This is a genomic window from Chryseobacterium sp. HNCC26DJ239 (assembly GCF_057180445.1).
In genome coordinates this window covers 605,168-630,047 of sequence record NZ_JBXUGJ010000002.1, presented here as the reverse complement: position 1 = coordinate 630,047, position 24,880 = coordinate 605,168, and the positions used below count along the sequence as shown (strand labels likewise).

At 34.8% G+C, this 24,880-nt stretch carries 24 protein-coding genes; 7 read left to right on the top strand and 17 right to left on the bottom strand.

Annotated features, from left to right (window positions below):
• Nucleotides 1-19: 19 nt before the first annotated feature.
• The 9 genes from AC2A1D_RS06615 to AC2A1D_RS06575 form a co-directional block, all read right to left on the bottom strand.
• Nucleotides 20-400 carry a hypothetical protein gene (locus AC2A1D_RS06615; RefSeq protein ID WP_484042843.1) on the bottom strand — a complete coding sequence of 127 codons (381 nt, stop codon included), beginning with the start codon at nucleotides 398-400 and terminating at the stop codon, nucleotides 20-22.
• A gap of 137 nt (nucleotides 401-537) precedes the next feature.
• Entirely contained in the window at nucleotides 538-768 is a 231-nt protein-coding gene (locus AC2A1D_RS06610) for a hypothetical protein (RefSeq protein ID WP_484042842.1), read from the bottom strand.
• A 2-nt stretch (nucleotides 769-770) separates the two neighbouring features.
• Nucleotides 771-1,139 carry a cupin domain-containing protein gene (locus AC2A1D_RS06605; protein ID WP_484042841.1) on the bottom strand — a complete coding sequence of 123 codons (369 nt, stop codon included), beginning with the start codon at nucleotides 1,137-1,139 and terminating at the stop codon, nucleotides 771-773.
• Nucleotides 1,140-1,214: 75 nt separating this feature from the next.
• Entirely contained in the window at nucleotides 1,215-1,742 is a 528-nt protein-coding gene (locus AC2A1D_RS06600; protein ID WP_484042840.1) for a GNAT family N-acetyltransferase, read from the bottom strand.
• A 1-nt stretch (nucleotide 1,743) separates the two neighbouring features.
• Entirely contained in the window at nucleotides 1,744-2,346 is a 603-nt protein-coding gene (locus AC2A1D_RS06595) for a DUF2911 domain-containing protein (protein WP_484042839.1), read from the bottom strand.
• A gap of 179 nt (nucleotides 2,347-2,525) precedes the next feature.
• On the bottom strand, nucleotides 2,526-5,708 hold the full coding sequence (gene carB, locus AC2A1D_RS06590; RefSeq protein ID WP_484042838.1) for a carbamoyl-phosphate synthase large subunit: 3,183 nt from the start codon (nucleotides 5,706-5,708) through the stop codon (nucleotides 2,526-2,528).
• A gap of 54 nt (nucleotides 5,709-5,762) precedes the next feature.
• On the bottom strand, nucleotides 5,763-6,113 hold the full coding sequence (locus AC2A1D_RS06585; protein WP_484042837.1) for a four helix bundle protein: 351 nt from the start codon (nucleotides 6,111-6,113) through the stop codon (nucleotides 5,763-5,765).
• A 44-nt stretch (nucleotides 6,114-6,157) separates the two neighbouring features.
• Nucleotides 6,158-7,231: a carbamoyl phosphate synthase small subunit gene (locus AC2A1D_RS06580; protein ID WP_484042836.1), complete on the bottom strand. Its 1,074-nt coding sequence runs from the start codon at nucleotides 7,229-7,231 to the stop codon at nucleotides 6,158-6,160.
• Nucleotides 7,232-7,396: 165 nt separating this feature from the next.
• Nucleotides 7,397-8,287: an aspartate carbamoyltransferase catalytic subunit gene (locus tag AC2A1D_RS06575; protein ID WP_484042835.1), complete on the bottom strand. Its 891-nt coding sequence runs from the start codon at nucleotides 8,285-8,287 to the stop codon at nucleotides 7,397-7,399.
• Nucleotides 8,288-8,532: 245 nt separating this feature from the next.
• On the opposite strand from AC2A1D_RS06575, the gene AC2A1D_RS06570 reads away from it, so the two are divergent.
• Nucleotides 8,533-8,994 (top strand): Lrp/AsnC family transcriptional regulator, encoded by a 462-nt coding sequence (locus tag AC2A1D_RS06570; RefSeq protein WP_484042834.1) that lies wholly within the window; start codon nucleotides 8,533-8,535, stop codon nucleotides 8,992-8,994.
• Between the two features lie 62 nt (nucleotides 8,995-9,056).
• Here the strand turns inward: AC2A1D_RS06570 and argH are convergent, their stop codons facing one another.
• From argH to AC2A1D_RS06530, 8 genes are all read right to left on the bottom strand, one after another.
• Nucleotides 9,057-10,361, bottom strand: a complete 1,305-nt coding sequence (argH, locus tag AC2A1D_RS06565; RefSeq protein ID WP_484042833.1) for an argininosuccinate lyase — start codon at nucleotides 10,359-10,361, stop codon at nucleotides 9,057-9,059.
• 270 nt (nucleotides 10,362-10,631) lie between these two features.
• Nucleotides 10,632-11,714 (bottom strand): M20 family metallo-hydrolase, encoded by a 1,083-nt coding sequence (locus AC2A1D_RS06560; RefSeq protein WP_484042832.1) that lies wholly within the window; start codon nucleotides 11,712-11,714, stop codon nucleotides 10,632-10,634.
• Nucleotides 11,689-12,483, bottom strand: coding sequence for an acetylglutamate kinase (gene argB, locus AC2A1D_RS06555; RefSeq protein ID WP_484042831.1), 795 nt, complete (start codon nucleotides 12,481-12,483; stop codon nucleotides 11,689-11,691). Before argB ends, AC2A1D_RS06560 begins: the two co-directional genes overlap by 26 nt.
• Before the next feature lie 60 nt (nucleotides 12,484-12,543).
• Complete coding sequence (locus AC2A1D_RS06550; RefSeq protein WP_484042830.1) at nucleotides 12,544-13,518, bottom strand: Rossmann-fold NAD(P)-binding domain-containing protein; 975 nt, start codon at nucleotides 13,516-13,518, stop codon at nucleotides 12,544-12,546.
• 199 nt (nucleotides 13,519-13,717) lie between these two features.
• Nucleotides 13,718-14,860 carry an aspartate aminotransferase family protein gene (locus AC2A1D_RS06545; RefSeq protein WP_484042829.1) on the bottom strand — a complete coding sequence of 381 codons (1,143 nt, stop codon included), beginning with the start codon at nucleotides 14,858-14,860 and terminating at the stop codon, nucleotides 13,718-13,720.
• 190 nt (nucleotides 14,861-15,050) lie between these two features.
• Nucleotides 15,051-16,031: an N-acetyl-gamma-glutamyl-phosphate reductase gene (gene argC, locus AC2A1D_RS06540; protein ID WP_484042828.1), complete on the bottom strand. Its 981-nt coding sequence runs from the start codon at nucleotides 16,029-16,031 to the stop codon at nucleotides 15,051-15,053.
• Between the two features lie 67 nt (nucleotides 16,032-16,098).
• The gene (gene argG, locus AC2A1D_RS06535) at nucleotides 16,099-17,295 is read right to left on the bottom strand and encodes an argininosuccinate synthase (RefSeq protein WP_484042827.1); all 1,197 of its coding nucleotides are present in this window, start codon (nucleotides 17,293-17,295) and stop codon (nucleotides 16,099-16,101) included.
• The gene (locus AC2A1D_RS06530; protein ID WP_484042826.1) at nucleotides 17,267-17,866 is read right to left on the bottom strand and encodes a GNAT family N-acetyltransferase; all 600 of its coding nucleotides are present in this window, start codon (nucleotides 17,864-17,866) and stop codon (nucleotides 17,267-17,269) included. The genes argG and AC2A1D_RS06530 overlap by 29 nt, the downstream gene beginning before the upstream one ends.
• 161 nt (nucleotides 17,867-18,027) lie before the next feature.
• Here AC2A1D_RS06530 and AC2A1D_RS06525 point away from each other — a divergent pair, with 161 nt between their 5' ends.
• The 6 genes from AC2A1D_RS06525 (at nucleotide 18,028) to AC2A1D_RS06500 (ending at nucleotide 24,869) form a co-directional block, all read left to right on the top strand.
• Nucleotides 18,028-18,444 carry an IS1/IS1595 family N-terminal zinc-binding domain-containing protein gene (locus tag AC2A1D_RS06525; protein ID WP_484042825.1) on the top strand — a complete coding sequence of 139 codons (417 nt, stop codon included), beginning with the start codon at nucleotides 18,028-18,030 and terminating at the stop codon, nucleotides 18,442-18,444.
• 193 nt (nucleotides 18,445-18,637) lie between these two features.
• The gene (locus AC2A1D_RS06520; protein ID WP_484042824.1) at nucleotides 18,638-20,017 is read left to right on the top strand and encodes a porin; all 1,380 of its coding nucleotides are present in this window, start codon (nucleotides 18,638-18,640) and stop codon (nucleotides 20,015-20,017) included.
• 54 nt (nucleotides 20,018-20,071) lie between these two features.
• Complete coding sequence (locus AC2A1D_RS06515) at nucleotides 20,072-21,652, top strand: MFS transporter (RefSeq protein WP_484042823.1); 1,581 nt, start codon at nucleotides 20,072-20,074, stop codon at nucleotides 21,650-21,652.
• Nucleotides 21,653-21,694: 42 nt separating this feature from the next.
• Nucleotides 21,695-21,928 carry a DUF6814 family protein gene (locus AC2A1D_RS06510; RefSeq protein ID WP_484042822.1) on the top strand — a complete coding sequence of 78 codons (234 nt, stop codon included), beginning with the start codon at nucleotides 21,695-21,697 and terminating at the stop codon, nucleotides 21,926-21,928.
• A 69-nt stretch (nucleotides 21,929-21,997) separates the two neighbouring features.
• Nucleotides 21,998-22,192, top strand: coding sequence for a hypothetical protein (locus AC2A1D_RS06505; protein ID WP_484042821.1), 195 nt, complete (start codon nucleotides 21,998-22,000; stop codon nucleotides 22,190-22,192).
• Nucleotides 22,185-24,869 (top strand): ATP-binding protein, encoded by a 2,685-nt coding sequence (locus AC2A1D_RS06500; protein ID WP_484042820.1) that lies wholly within the window; start codon nucleotides 22,185-22,187, stop codon nucleotides 24,867-24,869. Before AC2A1D_RS06505 ends, AC2A1D_RS06500 begins: the two co-directional genes overlap by 8 nt.
• Nucleotides 24,870-24,880 lie beyond the last annotated feature (11 nt).

Here is a 24,880-nt window from a genome sequence, read left to right as displayed (position 1 = left end):
TGAAAATCACTGCTTTTTTTTATTGCTTTTCTACCAATTCAGCGGTAACTGCTTTTGGAGAATATTTTGTTAAAGAACCTGTTGCAGCATCAATTCCAACTCCGATAGCGCCACCCAAAATAATGTTTAGCAAAGTAACTGGGTTGAATTTTTTAGCAAGCTGAACCTCTTGAGAAACATACCCTTCCTTTTGAAAAGTAATCGTTTGTTTGCTTAACGACCTAGAGATTTTTGCTTCGCAAGGTGTTGTACATTTTTCAATTCCTTTATGGAAAACTTTAGCACCTTCTGGTTGTGATGTAAAAGAAATTTTGTCGCTCGTTCCTGTAATAATACTTGCGCAAGATGTTGTAGAAACTGTAAAAGCAAGCATTAATCCGTAAGATAAAAATCGTTTCATTAAATTATTTTTGAGCGGCAAACTTACTGAAATAATTCAAATTATAAAGATTTATAAATGAACAAAATTTAATTATTTCTTTCAAAATTTACGATTAATGAAAAATTACATTTAATATTCAAATTACTTGAAAGCGATTATAAATCACTGATTGTATTACAATTAGAACACCACCAATATTCTTTTTCTTTATCTTTCAGTTTTGTTTTAGTTTTCTTTTCGCAATGTTCGCAGATGCATTCTTCTGCTTCATTTTCTTTTGCTTCGTAATCACAACTAAAACAACTCCAAGTTGTTATATGTGTTTTTCCGTTTATAAACCATGTAAAAGAACTTTCTTTACATTTCGGACAAATTTGTAACGCCATTTTTATACTGTTTCTTCTTCTCTATTCACCAAATCCATAGAAAATGCAGGAAGACAAATCGCTACATATTCACAAGGCTCTTCAAAAGGATTGCTGTAACGGATTCTTGCTCCATTTTGAATCAAAATACTTTGCCCTTGTTCCAAAACAACGATTTCACCATCAATTTCAAATTGCTTTTTTCCTGAAATAATTAATGTAAATTCATCAAATTCAGGTGTTTGGTGCGGCTCACTCCAATTAGGCGGAGCAACCATGTGCGCAATAGAAATATTGGGAGTTTCTGTAGAATTTCCCCAATGTTCTTCAATTAATTTCCCGTCTGTTGTTGGGACAACGAAAGGTGATTTTTGTATTTTATATTTTTTCATAACAGTTTAATTCATTCTCTTTTCCGACTTTTTTTTAACTATAAATTTATGATCGTAAAATCTTTGTAAAATTAATTAAATATAATCCACTTTATTAATTTCGTACACAAAATTAGTTCTTGTCGGCTCTCCAAAATAAGCAATTTCCTCTTCGGCAATTTTGTTTCCGCCCAATCTTTCTAAAGCAATTTGAGAGCGAAGATTATCTTTACCAATATGAAAGTAAACACAATCTACAAACTGAAAAATATACTTCAACATCATATTTTTAATTTGCGGATTTACGCCTTTTCCCCAAGTTTGAGTTCCATAAAAAGTATATCCAATAAAAATTGAGTTTTTCGTTTCATCGTAATCGTAAAAACGAGTACTTCCAAGAATTTCTCCAGTAGATTTTGAAACAATTTTAAAAGCTCCTTTACTTTCTATTGCTCCGCTAAAAAAGTTTTCGAAAACTCCTTTTTCGTAACGGTTTTTATTCGGATGTTGTTCCCAGACTTTTGGGTCGGAAGCAACTTTGTATAGAGCTTCAAAATCCCCTTGCTGTAAGGGGATTAATTGATATTTTTCACTTTCTAATTCAGGTTGAATTGAGAAATTCATTTTAACCTTTTTTGTTGGCTTCAGATTCAATCTTTTTGATTTCTTTCAGCTTTTCAGATATTTTAATTACCGCTTCTTGTTTTGCTGGTTTCAAAGGCACTTCAGCTTGTAAAGTATCCCATTTAATCACCAGATTTCCAGAATTTTCATCAGTAGGATTTAAAGTAATTTCAAACCACTCTTGTTTTTCTTTCAAATTATTTACAGGAACGGTTACATCTACCACATCTTGTTTCGCATCGTATGTATAAGCGCCCCATTGTTGGAAGTCTTTATTCAAAATCACCTTCCATTCTTTTTCTGTTGGAACAATGAATAAACCGTACGTTCCTGCAGGTACAATTTTCCCTCCAAAATTAACTGATTGCCCAAAAGTAATTTTCGTTGACGAATTCGCTCCCGCTCTCCAAACTTGACCGTAAGGAACCAATTCTCCAAATATTTTACGTCCTTTTACGCCTGGTCTACCATAATCTACGGTAATTTTAGACATTGAAAACTGCTGTTCTACTTTCTGACGCGGGCTTGCTGCAGGTACAGAATAATCTTGAGAAAAACCTAAAGCCGAAGCCGATATGCAAATTGCGAATAGTAACTTTTTCACTTATTTAAATTTTGTCTAAAATTACAAAATCACTTTTAGAAATCATTTTTTAGGATGATAAATTTTGTTAAATCTGGGATGATCATAACTTCTGCTCTCAAAAAAATTCATAGGAAAAAATAAAAAGGCTGTCACGAAAAAATCATGACAGCCCTTTTTTATAATGTAGTAACTAAAAATTACATTGTTTCCATTTTGAAACTCATGCTTTCGATTACTTTTAAGATTGCTTCAACTGTATCCATTGATGTTAAACAAGGTACGCCGTTTTCAACACTCATTCTTCTGATTTGGAAACCGTCTCTTTCAGCTTGTTTTCCTTTCGTAGTGGTGTTTACAACGTACTGAACTTTTCCTTTTTGGATTAAGTCGATTAAGTTTACGCTCTCCTCTCCGATTTTGTATCCTATTTTACAAGGAATTCCTTTTTCTTCGAAAAACTTCGCAGTACCTTCTGTTGCCCAGATTCTGAAACCAACTTCGTGGAATCTTTCTGCCAAATCAGCCGCTTCCTGCTTATGTTTATCTGCAACTGTAAATAAGATTGAACCATGCATCGGAACTTTTCTTCCTGCAGCAACCAATCCTTTGTACAATGCTTTTTCTAAAGTCGTGTCTTTACCCATAACCTCTCCTGTAGATTTCATTTCTGGGCCTAAAGAGATATCAACTTTCGTTAATTTTGAGAAAGAGAACACAGGAACTTTTACGAAAACACCTTCCTTATTTGGAACTAAACCGCTTTTGTATCCTAAATCTGCTAATTTCTGGCCTAAAATTGCTTTTGTAGCCAAGTTTGCCATCGGAACATCCGTGATTTTTGATAAGAAAGGAACTGTTCTTGAAGAACGTGGGTTTACCTCGATTACATAAACGTTTCCTTCAAAAAGAACGTACTGAATATTCATTAATCCGATTACGTTTAATCCTTTTGCCAATCTCTTCGTATAATCTACCAAAGTATCGATTTCGCTTGCAGAAATATTTTGTGGAGGATATACCGCAATTGAATCTCCCGAGTGAACTCCCGCTCTTTCAATATGCTCCATAATCCCAGGAATAATTACCGTTTCACCGTCGCAAATGGCGTCGATTTCAACTTCTTTTCCAACCATATATTTATCAACCAAAATCGGTTGGTCTGGGCTTGCTTCTACCGCAAATTCCATGTAGTGCGCCAATTCTGTTTCAGAGTAAACAATTTCCATTGCTCTACCTCCCAAAACGTAACTTGGACGAACCAAAACCGGGTAACCAATTTCGTTGGCAATGGCAATTGCTTCTTCTTTTGAAGTAGAAGTTTTACCAAGCGGTTGAGGAATCTGCATTTCCTGAAGTGCTTTTTCAAACTTATCTCTGTTTTCAGCTCTATCAAGGTCTTCCAGAGAAGTTCCTAAAATTTCAACACCGTGAGAAGCCAATTTATCAGCTAAATTGATGGCTGTTTGTCCGCCAAACTGTACTACAACACCTTTTGGTTTTTCCAATTCGATGATGTTCATTACATCTTCCTCTGTTAAAGGTTCGAAGTATAATTTATCTGAAATTGAGAAGTCTGTAGAAACCGTTTCAGGGTTGTTGTTGATGATAATCGCTTCGTAACCCATTTCTTTGATTGCCCAAACTGAGTGTACCGTTGCGTAATCGAACTCTACACCTTGACCAATTCTGATTGGACCAGAACCTAAAACGATGATTTTTTCTTTGTTTGAAACTACAGATTCGTTTTCTTCTTCATAAGTTCCGTAGAAATAAGGAGTTTCAGACTCGAATTCTGCTGCACAAGTATCCACCATTTTGTAAACAGGCATTACCCCGTTTTCTTTTCTGAAATTGAATACTTCTCTCTGAGAAACGTCCCAAAGGTGAGCGATATTTAAATCTGCAAAGCCAAGTTTTTTAGCTTCTAATAAAACTTCTTTGTTGAATTTATTATCTGCAATAGTTTTTTCGAAATCAATTAATTTTTTGATTTTCCAGATGAAGAATTTATCGATTTTACTCCATTCTACAATTTGTTCCCAATCGTAACCTCTTCTTAAAGCATCACCGATGATGAATAATCTTTCGTCATCACAAACTCTGATTCTTCTTTCGATTTCTTCCGCTGTTAAAGCTTCAGCTTGTTTCGTTTTCAAACCAATATGTCTGATTCCTGTTTCCAAAGAACGAATCGCTTTTTGTAAAGACTCTTCGAAGTTTCTTCCGATTGCCATTACTTCACCCGTTGCTTTCATCTGAGTAGATAATCTTCTGTCTGCAGTTTCGAATTTATCGAACGGGAATCTTGGGAATTTAGTTACCACATAATCCAAAGCTGGCTCGAAGCAAGCGTAAGTTTTACCTGTAACTGGGTTCATGATTTCATCTAAAGTTAAACCTACCGCAATTTTAGCCGCAATTTTAGCAATCGGATATCCTGTTGCTTTTGATGCTAAAGCCGATGAACGAGAAACTCTCGGGTTTACCTCGATGATATAATAGTCGAATGAATGTGGGTCTAAAGCCAACTGTACGTTACAACCACCTTCAATTCCTAAAGCTCTGATGATTTTTAAAGAAGCATTTCTCAACAATTGATATTCTCTGTCTGAAAGCGTTTGAGAAGGCGCCACAACGATTGAATCTCCTGTGTGAACTCCAACTGGATCGATATTTTCCATGTTACAAACCACAATGGCGTTGTCGTTTGCATCACGCATTACTTCGTATTCAATTTCTTTGAAACCTGCGATTGATTTTTCAATCAAACACTGTGTAACTGGGCTATGTTTTAAACCAAGTTCAGCGATTTCTTTTAATTCAACCTCGTTAGAAGCGATACCACCTCCTGTTCCACCCATGGTGAAAGCTGGACGAACAATTACAGGATAACCGATATTTTCAGCAAAATTTAATGCTCCTTCTACCGTGTTTACGATGTCTGATTCTGGAACCGGCTCGTTCAATTCTCTCATCAATTCACGGAACAAATCTCTGTCTTCCGCTCTGTTGATGGCTGAAAGTTTAGTTCCTAAGACTTCAACTTTACATTCTTCAAGAATTCCTGATTTTTCCAATTCTACCGCCATATTCAAACCAGTTTGACCACCAAGAGTTGGTAAAAGCGCGTCTGGACGCTCTTTTCTGATGATATGACTTACAAACTGAAGTGAAATCGGCTCGATATATACTTTATCTGCGATTTCAACATCCGTCATAATCGTTGCAGGGTTTGAGTTAATCAAAATAACCTTGTAACCTTCTTCTTTCAAAGACAAGCAAGCCTGCGTTCCTGCGTAATCAAATTCTGCCGCCTGACCAATGATGATAGGTCCTGAACCGATTACTAAAATTGTTTTTATATCTGTACGTTTTGCCATTTTCTTTTATTAGAGAATCTAGATTCTAGAGCCAAGAGCCAAGATTCTAGACTTTTATTTTAAATTATTTTTAAACGAATAAATCATTTTCTGAACTTCAGAAATATCATTTAATAAAACACTTGCTTTTTCTTGAGACAAAAGATTTAGTTCTTTTACCAAAATAAGTTGGGTTTGCAATTCAAAGGCAGAACCTAAAGCAATTGCTAAAAAATGATTAAATTCTTTGTTGCTATTTCTACCAGAGCCTTCAGCAATATTAGACGGAATAGAGACTACACTTCTTTTAATTTGAGAAATTATTCCAAACTTCTCATCATTACTAATATCTTGACATGCTAAATAAATATTTTTAGCTAACATTATAGATTTTTGCCAAAAAAGTAACTTTTCAAAATTATGCATAAGTTCTTTTATTAATCTTGATTCTTGCGTCTTGGCTCTTGTTTCTATTTCTTAAAATCTTCCATTAACTGGATAAACTCATCAAATAAATAATTCGCATCTTCTGGACCTGGACTTGCTTCCGGGTGATACTGAACTGAGAAACAAGGGTGAATTTTGTGTTTGAAACCTTCGTTTGTTCTGTCGTTCAATGCGATATGCGTTTCAACTAAATCTGTATTTTTTAAACTCTCTTGGTCTACTGCGTATCCATGGTTCTGAGAAGTAATTGCCACTTTGTTTTTTTCTAAATCTAAAACCGGGTGATTTCCTCCTCTGTGACCGAATTTCAATTTAAAAGTTTTAGCTCCACAAGCCAAACCAATCAATTGGTGACCTAAACAGATTCCGAAGATCGGAACTTTTCCTAAAATTCCTCTAATCATTTCTAGAGCATGTTTGTTATCTTCCGGATCTCCAGGACCGTTTGACAGCATTACTCCGTCTGGATTCATCAACAAAATTTCTTCTGCTGTTACATCTTGAGAAACCACAGTAATATCACAATTTCTTTGAGATAACTCTCTGATAATTCCTAATTTAGAACCAAAATCTACAAGTACAACTTTAAGACCTCTTCCTGGGTTCGCATAAGGAGTTTTTGTTGAAACCTGCTCAACCTGATTCGTTGGGAAGTTGGTTGATTTTAATTCTGCAACCACTGCATTTTCATCAGCATCAACGTTTACAATTTTACCTTTCACAACACCGTGGTTACGAAGAATCCTTGTTAGTCTTCTTGTGTCGATACCTGAAATTCCTGAAAGGTTTTTCTTTTTAAATAATTCATCTAAAGTAATTTGAGTACGGAAATTCGATGGCAAATCACAAAGTTCTTTTACAATAAGACCTTTAATTGCTGGTTCAATACTCTCATAATCATCTCTATTAATCCCATAGTTTCCGATTAATGGATAGGTCATACACACAATCTGACCACAGTAAGATGGGTCAGAAATAAGCTCTTGATACCCTGTCATTCCGGTATTGAAAACCACTTCCCCTGCCGTTTCCAACTCTGCTCCGAAACCTTCTCCATGAAACACTTCACCGGACTCCAGTATTAACTTTTTCTTCATTTTAAACTTTTATCTCTTTATTATTTAATTTTCAATTTTATATAAATCATCTATTTCATTTTGATGACTTTGTATTTTTAAACCACCCCGTCAAAAATTCTTTGAATTTTCGCCACCCCTCCAGAGGAGGGGAATTGTGAATGTGTTTAACTTTTCACTTGACTCTTATTTAAAAATGTACCCTTTTGCTTCTAAAGCTTCCTTTAAAATTGCCATTCTTGCGAATACGCCATTTTGCATTTGTTTGAATACTCTAGAACGTTCACATTCTACCAAGTCTGTATCAATTTCTACCCCTCTGTTGATAGGAGCTGGATGCATAATGATAGCTTCTTTTTTCATGGCTTTTTCTCTTTCTTTCGTTAAGCCATATTTTTTATGATATTCTGATGCTGAAAAACTCATTTTAGAATCATGTCTTTCGTGTTGGATCCTTAATAACATCAAAACATCAACTTCTGCAATTAATTCATCTACAGAAAGATAAGTTCCGTTAATTAAAGCTCCTTCGTCAAACCATTGTTCAGGGCCTGAAAAGTAAACTTTTGCGCCTAATCTTCTTAAAGCTTCCGCATTAGAATTCGCAACACGGCTGTGTTTTACATCTCCTACAATCCCAATTTTAAGTCCCTCAAATTTACCGAATTCTTGGTAGATTGTCATCAAATCTAGCATACATTGAGAAGGGTGATTTCCCGTTCCGTCTCCCCCGTTGATTACGGGAATATTGATATTTTTAAGCTCATCAAAATATCTGTCTTTCTTATCTCTAATTACAACGATATTTACCCCTAAACTTTCGATGGTTTTCACCGTATCATAAAGACTTTCTCCTTTGTTCACCGAAGAATTTGAAGCATCAAAAGGAACCACCTGCAAACCTAGTTTTCTTTCAGCAATATCAAAACTCGTTTTGGTTCTTGTACTGTCTTCAAAGAAAAGATTTGAGCAAAAAACTTCTCCTTCAATTTTAGCCGTTTTACCATTGGCAAAAGCCAGGGCTTCGGTTACTATCCTGTTGATTCTCTCTGTGCTTAGTTCTGTAATCGTAAACATATGTCTTTAATTTTTCACAAAAAAAAAGCGAAGAAAATATCTTCGCTTAAATAAAATAAATATCGTAAAGGGCGTCTACGCCCGGAAATTCTAATGATATAAATACTGTGTTATTCATTAGGTGCAAAGATATAACAATTCTTGAAACTGACAAAATCTTATTGAGGATAAATTAAAAAACACTGTTCTTAGCTTGAGTTCCAATTATAAATCTTATTTTTGTTTTTATTCAACCTTATAATTTTATGGATTTAAAAGACAGAATGATTCTCAGTATTCTTCAGGAAGACTCTACCTTATCAGTAAAAGAAATCTCTGAAAGGATTGGTCTTACCTTTACCCCAACCTATGAACGCATCAAACAGTTGGAGAAAAACGGAATTATCGAAAAATATGTCGGACTTTTAAACCGTGAAAAACTAGGTTTAAATATCGTCGTCTATTGCAACGTTCGTCTGAAAGAGCAATCTAAAAAGGTGCTTGAAACTTTTGAGAAAAACATTATGCAGCACGATGAAGTTCAGGAAATCATCAGTCTTTCCGGCGAATACGATTATATGCTAAAAATTATCGCAAAAGACATCAATTCTTACAATGATTTTACGGTAAATGTTATTTCAAATATTCCGAATATTGGGCAATATCACAGTTCTATTGTCTTGCATGAAGTGAAAAAGTCTACTAAGTTTAAGATTGATTTGGATTGATTCTAAGTGGAAAAAATAAAAATTACCTCTTTTAAAATATTTTAGAAGAGGTAATTTATTTTTTAACCCAATAATTTCCCCTTCAGTTTATTAAACTGATATTCAACCTTGTCCAAACAAAGATTCCCAATACTTCCTTGATGTGTATGATTTAAATTTTCAATTTCAAAATCAAACGAATGAGTTTCAATCTCCTGCCCTACTTTTACATAGGCATCACGGAATGAGCTTCCGTTTTTCACTTCTTCATTTATCTTTTCTACGCTGAATAAATATTTATACTTTTCGTCTTCTAAAATCCCTTCTTTCACCTGAATATTTGGCAACGTGTAATTTATAATTTCCAAACATTCCTTTAAAGAATCAATAGCTGGGAAAAGAATTTCCTTCGTTAATTGCATATCACGATGATAACCCGATGGAAGATTATTCGTCAACAAAATAAATTCATTCGGCAAAGCCTGAATTCTGTTGCAACGCGCACGAACCAACTCGAAAATATCCGGATTTTTCTTGTGCGGCATAATGCTGCTTCCCGTTGTAAATTCCTTCGGAAAGCTAATAAAATCAAAGTTTTGACTTAAATACAGACAAACATCATAAGAAAACTTTCCTAATGTTCCCGCCAAAGTTGCCATCGCCATCGAAAGCATTTTTTCAGACTTTCCTCGTGTCATTTGAGCATACACCGAATTGTAATTCATCGATTGAAAACCAAGATTGTAAGTCGTACTTTCACGGTCAATCGGGAAAGACGAACCGTAACCCGCTGCTGAACCTAATGGATTTTTATTGATGATATTTTTCACAGAAAACAACATTTCAACATCATCCAACAACGCTTCTGCATACGCTCCAAACCACAAACCAAACGAAGAAGGCATCGCAATTTGCAAATGCGTGTAACCCGGAAGCAACACATTTTTATGTTGTTCCGCTAATTTGATTAAAATTTGAAAGAATTCATCCGTTAAAGCAGTGATTTCACGAATTTCATCGAGTAAATACAACTTAATATCCAACAAAACCTGGTCGTTTCTTGAACGAGCGGTGTGAATTTTCTTTCCAATATCGCCTAATTTTTCAATTAAAATAGATTCGATTTGAGAATGAATATCTTCCGCAGAAGCATCAATCTCAAAATTTCCTTTTTCTATATTTTCTAAAATTTCGTCAAGAACCACAAGCATTTGCTCCGATTCTTCGCTTGAAATAATCCCGACTTCCGCCAACATTTTACAGTGCGCCATCGAACCTTTTACATCGTATTTCGCCAAACGCTCATCAAAATCAAGGTCTTTCCCGACTGTAAATTTATTTACTAATTTATTTGTGGCATTATCGTCTTTTTGCCATATTTTTTTCATGTAATTTCTTTTTTTGTTGGAAGATGGAAGCTTGATGCTGGAAGTTTTCTACCAACTTCTTTATCTTCCTTTTATTTAATATTTTTTGTTATTTCGACAAAGGAGAAATCTATTTTTTTATTTAAAAAAGATTCTTCACTCCACTTTCTGAACAATGTTCGTAAACTTCAAGTTTATGTTCTGAATGACAACTCAAAAGATTCATTGCGGAAACTGTCTTTGTAGTAAAAAACTTTATAAACTTCCATTATCCAGCTTCCAACTTCCAACCTATAAAACCTTCTCCAGAATCTTAATATAAATTTCAATACCTTCTGCGATTTCATCGATGAAAATAAATTCATCGGCTGTATGAGAACGCGTACTGTCTCCCGGACCGATTTTTACCGATGTACACGGAATAATCGCCTGATCTGAAGAAGTAGGCGAACCATACGTTGTCCTTCCTATTTCCAAACCTGCTTGTACAAAAGGGTGATTCATTTCTATTTTGGATGAATTCAACCTGAAAGACCTCGCTGTCAATGAAGATTTCATCTGCGACTGAATGATTTCAAACGCTTCCTTATTACTGTATTCATCGGTAACTCTTACATCCAAAGTAAAAGTACAAGATTCCGGAACCACATTATGCTGAACTCCGGCGTGAATTCCCGACAACGTAATTTTTACTTCTCCCAAATAATCCGAAACTTTTGGAAATTTGAACTGCAAAATCTGCTGCAAATCTTCCATACATTTCACAATCGAATTATCAGAATTCGGATGTGCAGCATGAGAAGGCGTTCCTTTCATTTCGCCATCAATTACCAACAAGCCTTTTTCTGCAATAGCTAAATTCATTTGCGTTGGTTCTCCTACAATCGCCAATTCAATGTTTGGAAGCAGAGGAAAAAGCGCTTCAATACCATCAAAACCAGAAATTTCTTCTTCGGCTGTTAAAGCAATAATTAAATTGTATTGCAAATCTTCTTTATCGAAAAAGTGCAAGAAAACCTGCGACATCGAAACCAGAGAAGCTCCTGCATCGTTGCTACCCAAACCAAACAATTTTCCATCTTTTTCAATCGGTAAAAATGGGTCTAACGTGTACGCTTTGTTAGGCTTTACCGTATCGTGATGTGTATTCAGTAAAATGGAAGGTTTAAAAACATCAAAGTTTTTATTCACCGCCCAAATATTGTTTTTAAAACGTTTCGTTGGAATTTGATGCTTTTTAAAAAAGTTTTCAATCTCTACCGACGTATTAAACTCATCTTTGCTGAATGACGGAATTTCAATCAGTTTTTTTAATAATTCAATAGCATTATTGAGCAATTCTTCTTTACTATAAACAGATTTCAGTTCCTGCATGATGGTTTTCTATATGGTTTTTTAGTTGGGTTTCTTTTATTAAAAAAACCTTGCTTACATTATTTTTAATCGCTCCAAGAGCATTTTCAAGCTTTGGAAGAATTCCTTTATGAAGCTTTCCTTCCTCTTTTAAATTTGAAAATTCTTCTTCCGAAATATTTTTAATGACAGATTCAGGATTGTTTACATCTTCCAAAACACCTTCTTTATCAAAACAATACAACAATTCAACATCATATTTTACCGATAAAGATTGAGCAATCACCGATGCAATTGTATCGGCATTGGTATTGAAAAGATGTCCTTTTTTGTCGTGTGTAATTGCAGAAAAAACAGGAACAAGATTTAATTTTAACAACTTAGAAATCAATTTTTTATTCACACTTTTTTCGGTAATATCGCCTACAAAGCCAAAATCTATTTCTTCGTGCTCTCTTTTTGTTGCTTTAATTAAATTGGCATCTGCCCCAGAAAAACCAATCGCTTTACATTTCTTTTGCTGAAGTTTAGCGACAATATTTTTATTGATTCCGCCTGCATAAACCATTGCTACAATATCCAACGTTTCCTTATCGGTAATTCTTCGTCCGTTGACTAATTTTTGTTCAATTCCTAATTTATCGGCCAAAGTAGTCGCCAATTTTCCACCTCCATGAACCAGAATTTTCTTTTCCTGAATCTCAGAAAACTGTTCAAGAAACTGCTCTAATAATTCCTCATCATCAATTAACGCTCCTCCTATTTTTATGATGTATAATTTTTCTTTCATACAAACCTCTTTTTAGAGTGTAAAACCTAACAGGTTTTTGAAACTTGTTAGGTTTGATTTTTATTTAGAATTTAATTCATCTAAAATTTCTGAAAAAACCACTTGCGCCGAAAAAATTCGGTTTTTTGCCTGTTGATAAATGATAGAATTTTCCCCATCCATCACCTCATCACTCAATTCTACATTTCTACGAACCGGAAGGCAATGCATTACTTTTGCCTGATTGGTTTTTTGAAGTTTTTCATTCGTCAACATCCAATTTTCTTTCACTTCCGGCATCGCTGCATACTCATCAAAAGAAGACCAGTTTTTCACATAAATAAAATCTGCATCTTTCAACGCTTCTTCTTGATTATGAATCACTTTCACATCTTTAGTGAAGTTTTTATCCAAATCATACCCTTCCGGATTGGCGATGACAAAATCTACTTCCATTTCCTGCATCCATTCTGCAAAAGAATTTCCAACGGCATGAGCGATAGGTTTGATGTGCGGTGCCCAAGTTAAAACCACTTTTGGTTTTTTGTCAGTTTTAAGCTTGTCGAAAGGCCAATTTTCAGTAATCGTAATGCAATCTGCCAAACTTTGCAAAGGATGACGCGTCGCAGACTCCAAAGAAACGACCGGAACTTTTGCATGTTGCTCAAACTGACTTAAAATACTTTCGTTTACATCGTCTTCTTTACTTTTCATTCCCGCAAAACAACGAACTGCAATGATGTCACAATATTGATTTAAGACTTCAATCGCATCTTTAATATGTTCTACCGTATCGCCATTCATTACCGCTCCGTCTGCGAATTCTAAATTCCATGCTTCCTGAGCTGCATTTAAAGTTAAAACATTCAAACCTAAATTCTGAGCTGCCAACTGACTGCTTAAACGGGTTCTCAAACTTGAATTTAAAAATACAAGTCCGATGGTTTTTCCTTTTCCTTTTTCAGTTTCCGAAAGAGGATTTTCTTTTATTTTTAAGGCTTTTTTTATAATATCCTGTAAGTTTTCAACATCGCTTACAGAGGTGAATTTTTTCATTTTGAATTGATTTTTTACCACAAAAGTTTTTAACACATGAGTCACATTAGATTTTAGTTAACAACTATGAAAACATTTAAAACACAGAAGTTGAAATCAAAGATTTTCATAAGCTTCAATGCTCTTTTAAATATGTTATTAGCTCTTAAAATCATAAAACTTTTGTAACTTTTGACTTCGTCAAATCTTCGATTTGTGGTTAATTAAGATTTTCTAAAACAGTTTTTAACGCACTGATAAATAAATCAGTTTCTTCTTTTTGAATGTTAAGCGCCGGAAGAATCCTTAAAACCGCTTTATCATTCGAGTTTCCTGTAAAAATGTGATGATTGTACAAAAGGCTGTTTCTCACTTCAGAGCAGTCTCTATCGAGTTCAATCCCAATCATCAAACCCTTCCTTCGAATGGTTTTAATGTGTGAAAAATCTTTAATTTCATTTTCAATATATTCGCCCATTTTCTGTGCGTTTTCGATAAGATTCTCCTCTTTCATCACGTCTAAAACCGAAATTGCCGCCACACAAGCCAAATGATTCCCTCCGAAAGTTGTTCCCAGCAAACCATAACTTGCTTTAAATTTAGGATGAATTAAAACGCCTCCAATTGGGAAACCATTCCCCATTCCTTTTGCAGTCGTGATAATATCTGCTTCAACACCAAATTCCTGATGAGCAAAGAAATAACCACATCTTCCGTAACCCGACTGAACTTCATCTAATATTAAAACAGCACCGCATTTTTCGCACAATTCTTTAATTTTAGCTAAAAAATCAGCGGTAGGAATCATAATTCCGCCCACCCCCTGAATTCCTTCAATGATGACTGATGAAATTTCATTTCCATGCTTTTCAAAGATTTCTTCAAGCTCTTTAACATTATTCCATTTCGATTTTATGAATCTTTCGTCATAATTTACCGGCGCTACAATTTTAGGATTATCGGTTACTGAAACTGCCGCCGAAGTTCTTCCATGAAATGAATTAGAAAAATAAAGCACTTTCGATTTTCCGTTGTGGAAAGACGCCAATTTCAAAGCGTTTTCGTTCGCTTCAGCTCCAGAATTACACAAAAACAAATTATAATCTTCCAAACCAGAAAGTTTCCCTAATTTTTCCGCCAATTCTGTTTGCAAAACATTCTGAACAGAGTTTGAATAAAAAGAAATTTTCTCTAACTGGTTTTTTAACTGAGCTTGATAATGCGGATGATTATGCCCGATAGAAATTACTGCGTGACCGCCGTAAAAATCGAGATATTTTTCTCCTTTATCATCCCAAAGAAACGAACCTTGAGCTTTAACCGGATTGATGTTGAATAATGGATATACGTTGAATAAATTCATGTCTATTTATAAATGATAATTGATGTTTGATGAATGATTCATCTTTTTATATTTTCTTTTGCCTTGAAATCGAAGATTATCTCCTTTCAGTCGATGAATGTTATTTCGACGAAGTCAAACAAAAGAAACAATCCCGAAGCTTCGGGACAAGACTGGAAACTTTCACTAAAAAATAATTTGATTATTGACATTAAAAGGCAATCGGTTTTAAGTTCAATCCTAAATTTTCTTCCCAACCCAATGCAATATTCATGTTTTGAATGGCTTGTCCGGAAGCCCCTTTCAACAAATTGTCAATCGCTGAATGAATAACTACAACATTCCCGTTCTTCTCAATTTGAATCACACAGCGATTGGTATTGACAACCTGTTTCAAATCAATTGGTTTTTCACTTACCGTTACAAACGGCGCATCTTCATAAAAATCTTTAAACAATTGAACTATTTCTGAAAGTTCCAGCTCTGTTTTCACCGTAGAACTCGTAAAAATTCCTCTTGCAAAATCTCCTCTCCATGGAACGAAGTTCAGACTTACTTCTTCTTTATTATAAGCAATCAACTGTTGCAAAATTTCATCTACATGTTGATGTGTTAAAGTTTTATATGCCGAGATATTATCATTCCTCCAGGTGAAATGTGTTGTTGACTGCAAAGACTGTCCGGCTCCGGTAGAACCAGTAATTCCTGTGGTAAAAACGTCATTCAAAATTCCTTTTTGAGCCAATGGAAGCAAAGCCAATTGAATTGCCGTAGCAAAACACCCTGGATTTGCGATACTTTTTGCTCCGAAAAGTTGTTTTTTATTGATTTCAGGCAATCCGTAAATAAAATTTCTGTTTTCGAAATTTCCATCCAAGCGGAAATCATTGCCTAAATCGATAACCAACGTTTCAGCGTTTACCGTATTTTGAGACAGCCAATTCTGACTTTCCTTGTGCGGAAGACATAAAAACAAGACATCTACCTCCTGAACCTCATCTGTTAAAACCATTTCGCAAACCGTCGTTAAATCGGGATACAAATCTGAAATTTTTGTTCCCGAATTTGAACGACTATATAAAAAACGCAACGAAACGTAAGGATGAAAAGCCAACAGACGAACCAATTCGCTTCCGGTATAACCGTTGGCGCCGATAATCCCTACTGTTTTTAACTCTTTTTGATTAACCATTTTTTTATGTTATTGTTGATAAGATTTACCTCCTATCCTTTACTAAATCGTCCTTTCAAGACTTTTTCTAATTTATATTTTGATTAATCTGATGATATATGTTCAAAGAATTGCTAAGAATTTTTGTATATCCTTTCACATCTTCACCGGTCCAAGCTCTGTTTGCTTCGCCGTAACTTCCGAATTTATCAGACATTAAATCGTGTGCAGATTCAATTCCGTTTAAAATAAATCGGTAAGGATGAAGCGTTATGAAAACTTTCCCAGTAACAGTTTTTTGAGAATCAACCAAGAAAGATTCAATATTCCTCATTACAGGATCTAAGAAAAGTGCTTCGTGAAGCCAGTTTCCGTACCAATCTGACAATTGAGACTTCATCATTTGCTGATATTTTGAAAGCGTATGTTTCTCCAACAAATGATGCGATTTGATGATGACAGATGCCGCTGCAGCTTCAAAACCAACCCTTCCTTTAATCCCAACAATCGTGTCTCCGACGTGAATATCACGACCAATTCCGTACGCAGAAGCCAATTTTTCTATTTTTTGAATTGCATAAATCGAATGACTAAAATTTTCACCATTTACAGCAACCACTTCACCGTTTTTGAACTCAATTTCCAGTTCTGAAGGTTCTGTTTTCTGAATTTGCGAAGGAAAAGCTTCTTCAGGAAGACTATTTCTTGAAGTAAGTGTTTCTTTACCACCTACTGAAGTTCCCCAAAGTCCTTTATTAACAGAATATTGTGCTTTTTGAAATTCCATTTCATAGCCGTGACTTTTTAAAAATTCAATTTCTTCTTCGCGAGACAACGACATATCACGAATCGGCGTAATGATTTCAACATTTGGACACATAACTTGAAAAATTAAGTCAAAACGAACCTGGTCGTTTCCTGCACCTGTACTTCCATGCGCGATTGCATCTGCTCCAGTTTCGATAGCATATTTAGCAATTTCCTGCGCCTGAATTGTACGTTCAGCACTTACAGACAAAGGATAAGTATTGTTTTTCAAGACATTACCAAAAATCAAATATTTTACACAAGAATTATAATAATCTTCTTGAGCGTCTACACACCTGTACTCTTTCACCCCTAAATTAAGGGCTTTTTTCTCCAGTTCTTTTTCTTCTTCTTTAGAAAAACCTCCGGTGTTTACAGTAACTGCATACACATCATACCCTAGTGTTTCACTAAGATATTTAGCACAGTAAGAGGTATCCAAACCTCCGCTAAACGCTAAGACTACTTTCTTGCTCATTATTATATCTGTTTTCCGGCTGATTGTTTTCAGCACTATTTTCTTTTTTATTATTCGGAACGAAAAGCATTGCGGTGCAAAGACAGTTTTTTCTTTCCTTTTTTATCAAAATATCGTAATTCACACAACTTTTACAACCATTCCAAAATTCTTCATCTTGAGTAAGCTCTGAGTAAATTACGGGTTTGTAACCAAGATCACTATTAATCTTCATAACAGCCAAACCAGTCGTTAAACCAAAAATTTTGGCATTTGGATACTTATTTCGGGATAAAGCAAACACTTTATCTTTTATTAATCGAGCCGCACCCAAGTGTCTAAATTCAGGAGAAACAATCAATCCGGAATTGGCAACAAACTGACCATGAGACCACGTTTCTATATAACAGAAACCAACCCATTTTCCCTTATCAGTGGCCACTACAGCATTTCCCTCGCTAATTTTCTTAGTAAGATATTCTATAGAACGCTTTGCAATACCAGTTCCTCGACGCTGAGCAGAATCATACATTTCCTGCTGTATTTCGCTCACGTACATTAAATGTTTGGATGAGGAAATTTCTATTTCCATTTATTTATCTAAAATTTTTGGCAAATTTAAAATAAATAATCTTTAATTTACAAATAAAAAAGATAATTTTATCTATAATTAAGACACATTAAGATAATATACCCTTAATGCAAAATACATATTTTGCTAAATTATTATACATTTGCTAAAAAAATATACTTATGGAAAATACTTGCCCAAAATGCAAAGGTAAAAACGTAGTAAAAAGCGGAATTATCAACGAAAAACAACGTTTCCACTGTAAAGATTGCAAATACTATTTCACCGTAAAAAAACTAGGAAAACAAATTGACGATTACTACGTAACCAAAGCTTTACAACTTTATTTGGAAGGATTAACCTTCAGAGAAATTGAAAGAATTTTAGGAATTTCGCACGTTACTATAAGTTCTTGGATAAAAAAGTACAATATTACAAGACCACCTCATTCTGAGTTCCACCCTGTGTATAAAATATTAAAACAGAATGAATTAATAGAATACATCTCAAAAACCGAGAACATCAAAGATTCCGGTTTGATAATCACTCAATTTGCTGATAAATACATGCTTATTAAATGGGAACGCTTTAAGAAATGAATGATAAATGATAAATGATAAATGATAATAGATAAGGATAAAAAAAATCATTCATAATTCATCAATCATCAATCATCAATCATCAATTATAAGATAACTATACACTTACCACAAATATATATTAAATTTTTTTAAGTAAATTATTAATTCCAATTTGGCTTTCATAAAATTAACGCCGAAAAATTGATAATTTATGAAGAAATTAATCACATTTATTGGATTAGCCTTAATAAGCAACTCGCTTTACGGACAAGGCTCTCCAGATTATGGAGGAGGATTAAAAATTAACATCAATCCTGAAGGAGACAAATACATTAGATTTATTCTCTGGGACCAGTTTTGGTTAAGGAACACGCAAATGAATCCCGGAAGCATGGTTGCAGGTGAACCCACCAACAATACATGGAATGTAGGAAACAGAAGAGCCCGTATCTTAACTTACGCTCAAATCTCTAAACGCTACATGATTCTCCTGCATCTAGGAATGAATAATCAAACCTTTATAAACGGCGGTGCTACAGGAACATCAGGAACTGGAGGATACGGAAATGGTAAAAAAACCCAACTTTTCTTTCATGACGCATGGAACGAATATGCAGTTGTTATGCCGGGTGAAGCTGGAAAATTCAGCTTAAGTTTAGGAGGTGGACTTCATTATTACATGGGGCTTTCGCGTATGACCATGGCTTCAACACTCAACTTCCTTACAGTTGACTCCCCTATTTTCAGCTGGCCTTTAATTGATAATTCTGACCAGTTTGCAAGACAGATGGGAATTTTCGCAAAAGGTAAATATGGCAAATTTGAGTACAGATTAAGCCTAAACAAACCTTTCGCAACAGACCTTACTCCTGCAAACACGACAGTTCCGGGGAATGAAGTTGCGGTAGACAATAACGGAAACCCTAATTGGTCTAAAGCAGGTTATTTTGAATATCAATTTTTAGATACAGAATCAAACTTCCTTCCTTTCAAAGTAGGTTCTTATTTGGGAACTAAAAAAGTTTTCAACTTAGGAGCTGGTTTTTATCACCAAGCGGAAGGAACGAGAACTTCTGTAAATTCTAACATCGAGAAACACGACATCACTTTATTGGCTGTAGATGCATTTGCAGACATTCCTGTAGGAAATGCAAAGCATAAAATGGCAGTTTCAGGATATGCCGGATTTTTCAATTACAACTTCGGACCTAATTATTTAAGAAACTTAGGAATTATGAATATCGCTGCAAGCGATCCAAATTTCGCAGGGCAAAGAGCCATTGCAGGACCAGGAAATTTACAACCGATGATTGGAACAGGAAATGTAATATACGCTCAAGCCGGAGTTCTTTTACCAAGCCAAGCTGAAAAACCAAAAGTAAGAATACAACCTTTTGCAGCCTACACACATAAAGACTATGAAGCATTAGACAAAGCTTCCTCACAATTCGATGTGGGAGCCAACTGGTTTTTAGATGGTCATCACGCAAAAATCACTACCCAGTACTCTACAAGACCCGTCTACACAAGCGCTACAGAAAGCCCTACTTCTAAAGGAGAATTTATTGTACAGCTTCAAATTTATCTATAAAAAAATCAATAACTGAAAATTTCAATTTTGTTTAATTAAATAAAAGCACGCAATATGAGTGAATTACACCACGAAAGCTACGAGAATATGACCGAGAAGCAGAAAAACCGCACCATTTGGAGCGTAATTACAGCCTCATCTCTCGGAACATTAATTGAATGGTACGACTTCTATATCTTCGGAAGTTTAGCTGTAGTTTTGGCTACAAAGTTTTTCCCATCAGACAATCCAACCGCAGCCTTTTTATCAACTTTGGCAACATTCGCTGCAGGTTTTGTTGTAAGACCTTTCGGAGCCTTGTTTTTCGGAAGATTAGGAGATTTAATTGGAAGAAAATACACCTTCCTTGTTACTTTGTTAATCATGGGATTCTCTACCTTCCTTATCGGATGTATCCCGAGTTATGAAACCATTGGCTACGCTGCTCCTGTTTTAGTTTTATTATTGAGACTTTTGCAAGGTTTAGCTTTAGGTGGCGAATACGGAGGTGCCGCAACTTACGTTGCCGAATACGCACAACCTGGACGAAGAGGTTACTGGACTTCATGGATCCAAACCACAGCAACTGCAGGTCTTTTCATCTCTTTAATTGTTATTTTAATTACTAAAACCTCTCTTTCTGCAGCAGAATTTGACGGTTGGGGTTGGAGAGTTCCGTTCTGGATTTCAATTTTAATGGTGGGAGTTTCTTACATCATCAGAAAAAATATGAAAGAATCTCCTCTTTTTGCCAAAGCTAAAGCAGAAGGAAAAACATCAACAAACCCTTTAAAAGAGAGCTTCGGACATAAATTCAACTTTAAATTTGTTCTTTTGGCATTATTCGGGGCTGCAATGGGACAAGGTGTTATTTGGTACACTGGTCAGTTTTACGCCATGAGTTTCTTGCAAAAAGTAATGAATATTGAATCTATCCAGGTTGATTATTTAATGGCTACAGCTTTATTTGTCGGAACCCCGTTCTTCGTTTTCTTCGGATGGCTTTCTGATAAAGTTGGAAGAAAAGCGGTAATGATGACAGGGATGATTATCGCGATTATTTCTTACAGACCTATTTATGACAGCATGTTTAAAAGTGTTGATCTAAAGACAAAAACCATCGCTGCAGAAGGTATTCTTGAAAAAAGAACCGTAAAGGTACACGACAAAATTACAACCGACAGTTTAATTACTTTCCACAAAGAAGTTTCTTACACAGACGGAACTTTAATGAAAAAAGACAGCATTGTACACTGGACTCCTTCTGGCGTTGCCATGAAAGACGGAAAAGCTGAAGAACCAAAAGTATCTAAATCTATCACCGTAAACGACAGTACAAAATGGTATCTTGTTCTAATGGTATTTATCCAAGTGATTTTTGTAACGATGGTTTATGGCCCGATTGCAGCATTCTTGGTAGAGATGTTCCCAGTGAGAATTCGTTACACATCCATGTCTTTACCGTATCATATTGGTAATGGTGTGTTTGGAGGATTGCTTCCTGCCGTTGCAACGTACTTAGTAACAACAGGAAAAGACGCAGGACATCCAACTTGGTATCTGGAAGGACTTTGGTACCCAATTGGAGTGGCGGGAATTTGTTTTGTAATCGGATTAATTTATCTGAAAAATAAGAACAATAATATTCACGAATAGTGCATTATCACTCAAAAATTTATTAATTTTAAATCTATTAAAATGGACGGATTAAAAAAAATATTAGGCATCGTTTGGATCTTGGTTGCACTTGCAGTTGGCTACTTTGGTACAACTGTAATGGGAATCCCCAAAATTACTTCAGGGAAACAAGAAGACCTGGTTTTCGGAATTATTATTCTCTTTGTTCTTATGCCAATTATTGTTGGTGGAATGGCTATTTTCGGATACTATTCATTAACCGGAGAATATTCTTCAGACAAAGAAGAACAATAAACATAGTACGTTAAGTTTTTTTAAAGCCACACAGCGCAGAATTGCCTGTGTGGTTTAAAAATAAAGAAAATGAAAAAAAGACACGAACAAAAACTTATCATCATAAGCTTCGCTTTACTTATTGCTTTTAGCATTCCAATTTCACTTTTGTTTAATAGTGAACGAAAAGTTTTAGGCTATCCAATGATTTTAGTGTATCTGTTCGCCATGTGGTCTATTTCAATCATCATTTCTTTCGTAATCATAAAAAAATACGATGAGTAGTTTAGCATTATTTGCTGTTGTATTAATCTATCTTGCCCTTTTGTTCTTAGCTGCGCACCTCGCAGAGAAGAAGAAAAGTAAAATTTGGATCAACAACCCATACATCTACGCATTGTCACTTGCTGTTTATTGCACAGCTTGGACGTATTACGGAAGCATTGGTGTAGCCGCAAAAAGCGGTCTTGATTATCTTACGATTTACATTGGCCCAATTATGATTATTCCTGCATGGATTTATATCAACACAAGAATTGTTCGTATTTCGAGGGTTAATAAAATAAGTTCACTTGCAGACTTCATCTCTTTACGCTACGGAAACAGCAGAAGTTTCAGCGCAATTATCACCTTGGTTTGTTTATTTGCGGTTATCCCCTACATCGGGCTTCAGATAAAAGCCATTTCAGAAACCTTTCATTTAGTTACAGAAACCACTGTGTCTAATAATCTTTTGACAGACAGCGCCACATTTGTAGTAATTCTCATTGCGGTTTTCGCCTCATATTACGGAACGCGCTATGTGGATGCATCAGAAAAAAGATTAGGTATAATTTCAGCAATTGCTCTAGAAAGCTTTTTGAAACTATTTTTTATTATCGTTCTTGGAGTTTTCGTTATTTATTTTGTTTTTGATGGTTTTGAAGATATTTATGACAAAGCTTCAAAATTCTCAGATTTTAAACAAAAAAACACTTTCAACGGAATTGAAGGTGCAATGAACTGGATGGTTCTTTGTATGATTTCCGGAACTGCAATTTGTATTTTACCAAGACAATTTCACACCGCAATTGTAGAAAACAGACAAGAAAAGCACATTAAAACCGCAATTTGGTTTTTCCCGCTTTACCTTTTAATTTTTACACTCTTTATTTTTCCGATTGCTTGGGGAGGAAGATTAATTTTCGACGGACAAAACGTAAATCCTGAGTTTTACTCAATTTTAATTCCGCAGCATTTTAACAACACCTTAATTACTGTTTTGGTATTTTTAGGCGGATTAAGTTCTTGTATTTCAATGATAATTATTTCGGCGATTACACTTTCCATCATGCTTTCCAACAATTTAATTATTCCGTACGGATTGCTTGGAAAATTTAAAGCTGAAAACGAAGCTCAAAATACCAGAAACATTACCAATATTAGAAAGTTTTCTATTTTTGGATTAATTATTTTCGCTTTTGCCTTTTATAAATATTTCATTTTAAAGACTTCACTAGATTCTGTTGGCTTAATTTCTTTTGTAATCATCACTCAGCTTGCGCCATCATTTTTTGGTGCTCTTTTTTGGAGACGCGGAAGTTACCAAGGAGCAGTAACAGGTCTAATTGCTGGATTAATTATTTGCTATTTCGGCTTAATCATTCCACAATATTATTTCTCTTACAACCAAGAATTAAAAGGTGTTTTAAGAGAAATGTATGATGCTTTCGATTTTTTTAAAATATCATATTTAGGACATATTCCTCAAATCTTCTTTTGGTCTATGTTAGTAAACACAGCGTTATTCTCCATTATTTCTGTGAGCAGAAAAGGAAATTATCGCGAAAGAAATTTCGCAGAATTGTATGTGGATATTGATAAGTATATTCAAAATCATGAAAACGCTTTCATTTGGCGAGGAACTGCTTATGTTTCTGATATTAAAAATATTTTGGAAAGATTTTTAGGTCAGAAAAAAACCGAACAAGCGATGAGGATTTTCAATTTGAAATACAATATTGATTCGCAAACCGAAACTGCCGATTCTAGATTTATTAAATTTTCCGAAAACCTTTTAGCAGGGAGAATCGGGACTGCTTCTGCTAAAATTTTAATTGAAGGAGTAACGAAAGAAGATAAAATTTCCCTAAAAGAAGTTCTCAATATTTTAGAAGAATCGAAAGAAAATATCACACTCAATAAAAAACTAACCGAAAAATCCGAAGAATTAAAACAACTTTCGGATGAACTTACAAATGCCAACCAAAACTTAATCATAAAAGACCGTCAAAAAGACGATTTTTTGGATTCTGTAGCACACGAATTGCGAACACCAATCACCGCCATTCGTTCTGCAGGAGAGATTTTAGCAGATGATGACGATATTCCTTTAGATATCAAAAGAGAATTCCTTAACAACATCATTACAGAATCTGACCGCTTAAGCGAAATTATTAATGATATTTTGTATTTAGACAAACTTCAACACGGTGAGATTGTTTTAAACATTCAGAATCACAACATTATTGAAACCTATAAAAAAGCACTAAACCCAATTCTTCATCTATTACAACAAAAACAAATTCATATAAGCGAAGTTGACCTTCTCACAAAAAATACATTAAATTACGATGAAGCACGCCTAATACAGCTATTTCAAAACATTTTAGGAAATGCTTTAAAATTTACAGAAGAACAAGGTACGGTACAAACTAAATTTTTAGAAAAAGACGGTTTTTTAATTATTAAAATATTCAACACAGGAAAACATATTCCGGAAGAAGATTTACAACTAATTTTCGATAAATTTTATCAGTCTAAAAATCAAAACATTTTAAAACCAACAGGAAGCGGACTCGGTCTTGCAATCTCCAAAAGAATTATTGAAGCGCACAACGGATATATAAAAGCCGAAAACAGTGGTCTCGGAGTAACATTTACCATGAGTTTACCAATGAAAAACAATGAAGTAGAACATTAAAGAAGTAAAAA

Bases quoted from the DNA above. Each gene is read 5' to 3' on its own strand.
- AC2A1D_RS06615 (WP_484042843.1), bottom strand. From the start codon at position 400: ATGAAACGATTTTTATCTTACGGATTAATGCTTGCTTTTACAGTTTCT.
- AC2A1D_RS06610 (WP_484042842.1), bottom strand. From the start codon at position 768: ATGGCGTTACAAATTTGTCCGAAATGTAAAGAAAGTTCTTTTACATGG.
- AC2A1D_RS06605 (WP_484042841.1), bottom strand. From the start codon at position 1,139: ATGAAAAAATATAAAATACAAAAATCACCTTTCGTTGTCCCAACAACA.
- AC2A1D_RS06600 (WP_484042840.1), bottom strand. From the start codon at position 1,742: ATGAATTTCTCAATTCAACCTGAATTAGAAAGTGAAAAATATCAATTA.
- carB (WP_484042838.1), bottom strand. From the start codon at position 5,708: ATGGCAAAACGTACAGATATAAAAACAATTTTAGTAATCGGTTCAGGA.
- AC2A1D_RS06585 (WP_484042837.1), bottom strand. From the start codon at position 6,113: ATGCATAATTTTGAAAAGTTACTTTTTTGGCAAAAATCTATAATGTTA.
- AC2A1D_RS06580 (WP_484042836.1), bottom strand. From the start codon at position 7,231: ATGAAGAAAAAGTTAATACTGGAGTCCGGTGAAGTGTTTCATGGAGAA.
- AC2A1D_RS06575 (WP_484042835.1), bottom strand. From the start codon at position 8,287: ATGTTTACGATTACAGAACTAAGCACAGAGAGAATCAACAGGATAGTA.
- AC2A1D_RS06570 (WP_484042834.1), top strand. From the start codon at position 8,533: ATGGATTTAAAAGACAGAATGATTCTCAGTATTCTTCAGGAAGACTCT.
- argH (WP_484042833.1), bottom strand. From the start codon at position 10,361: ATGAAAAAAATATGGCAAAAAGACGATAATGCCACAAATAAATTAGTA.
- AC2A1D_RS06560 (WP_484042832.1), bottom strand. From the start codon at position 11,714: ATGCAGGAACTGAAATCTGTTTATAGTAAAGAAGAATTGCTCAATAAT.
- argB (WP_484042831.1), bottom strand. From the start codon at position 12,483: ATGAAAGAAAAATTATACATCATAAAAATAGGAGGAGCGTTAATTGAT.
- AC2A1D_RS06550 (WP_484042830.1), bottom strand. From the start codon at position 13,518: ATGAAAAAATTCACCTCTGTAAGCGATGTTGAAAACTTACAGGATATT.
- AC2A1D_RS06545 (WP_484042829.1), bottom strand. From the start codon at position 14,860: ATGAATTTATTCAACGTATATCCATTATTCAACATCAATCCGGTTAAA.
- argC (WP_484042828.1), bottom strand. From the start codon at position 16,031: ATGGTTAATCAAAAAGAGTTAAAAACAGTAGGGATTATCGGCGCCAAC.
- argG (WP_484042827.1), bottom strand. From the start codon at position 17,295: ATGAGCAAGAAAGTAGTCTTAGCGTTTAGCGGAGGTTTGGATACCTCT.
- AC2A1D_RS06530 (WP_484042826.1), bottom strand. From the start codon at position 17,866: ATGGAAATAGAAATTTCCTCATCCAAACATTTAATGTACGTGAGCGAA.
- AC2A1D_RS06525 (WP_484042825.1), top strand. From the start codon at position 18,028: ATGGAAAATACTTGCCCAAAATGCAAAGGTAAAAACGTAGTAAAAAGC.
- AC2A1D_RS06520 (WP_484042824.1), top strand. From the start codon at position 18,638: ATGAAGAAATTAATCACATTTATTGGATTAGCCTTAATAAGCAACTCG.
- AC2A1D_RS06515 (WP_484042823.1), top strand. From the start codon at position 20,072: ATGAGTGAATTACACCACGAAAGCTACGAGAATATGACCGAGAAGCAG.
- AC2A1D_RS06510 (WP_484042822.1), top strand. From the start codon at position 21,695: ATGGACGGATTAAAAAAAATATTAGGCATCGTTTGGATCTTGGTTGCA.
- AC2A1D_RS06505 (WP_484042821.1), top strand. From the start codon at position 21,998: ATGAAAAAAAGACACGAACAAAAACTTATCATCATAAGCTTCGCTTTA.
- AC2A1D_RS06500 (WP_484042820.1), top strand. From the start codon at position 22,185: ATGAGTAGTTTAGCATTATTTGCTGTTGTATTAATCTATCTTGCCCTT.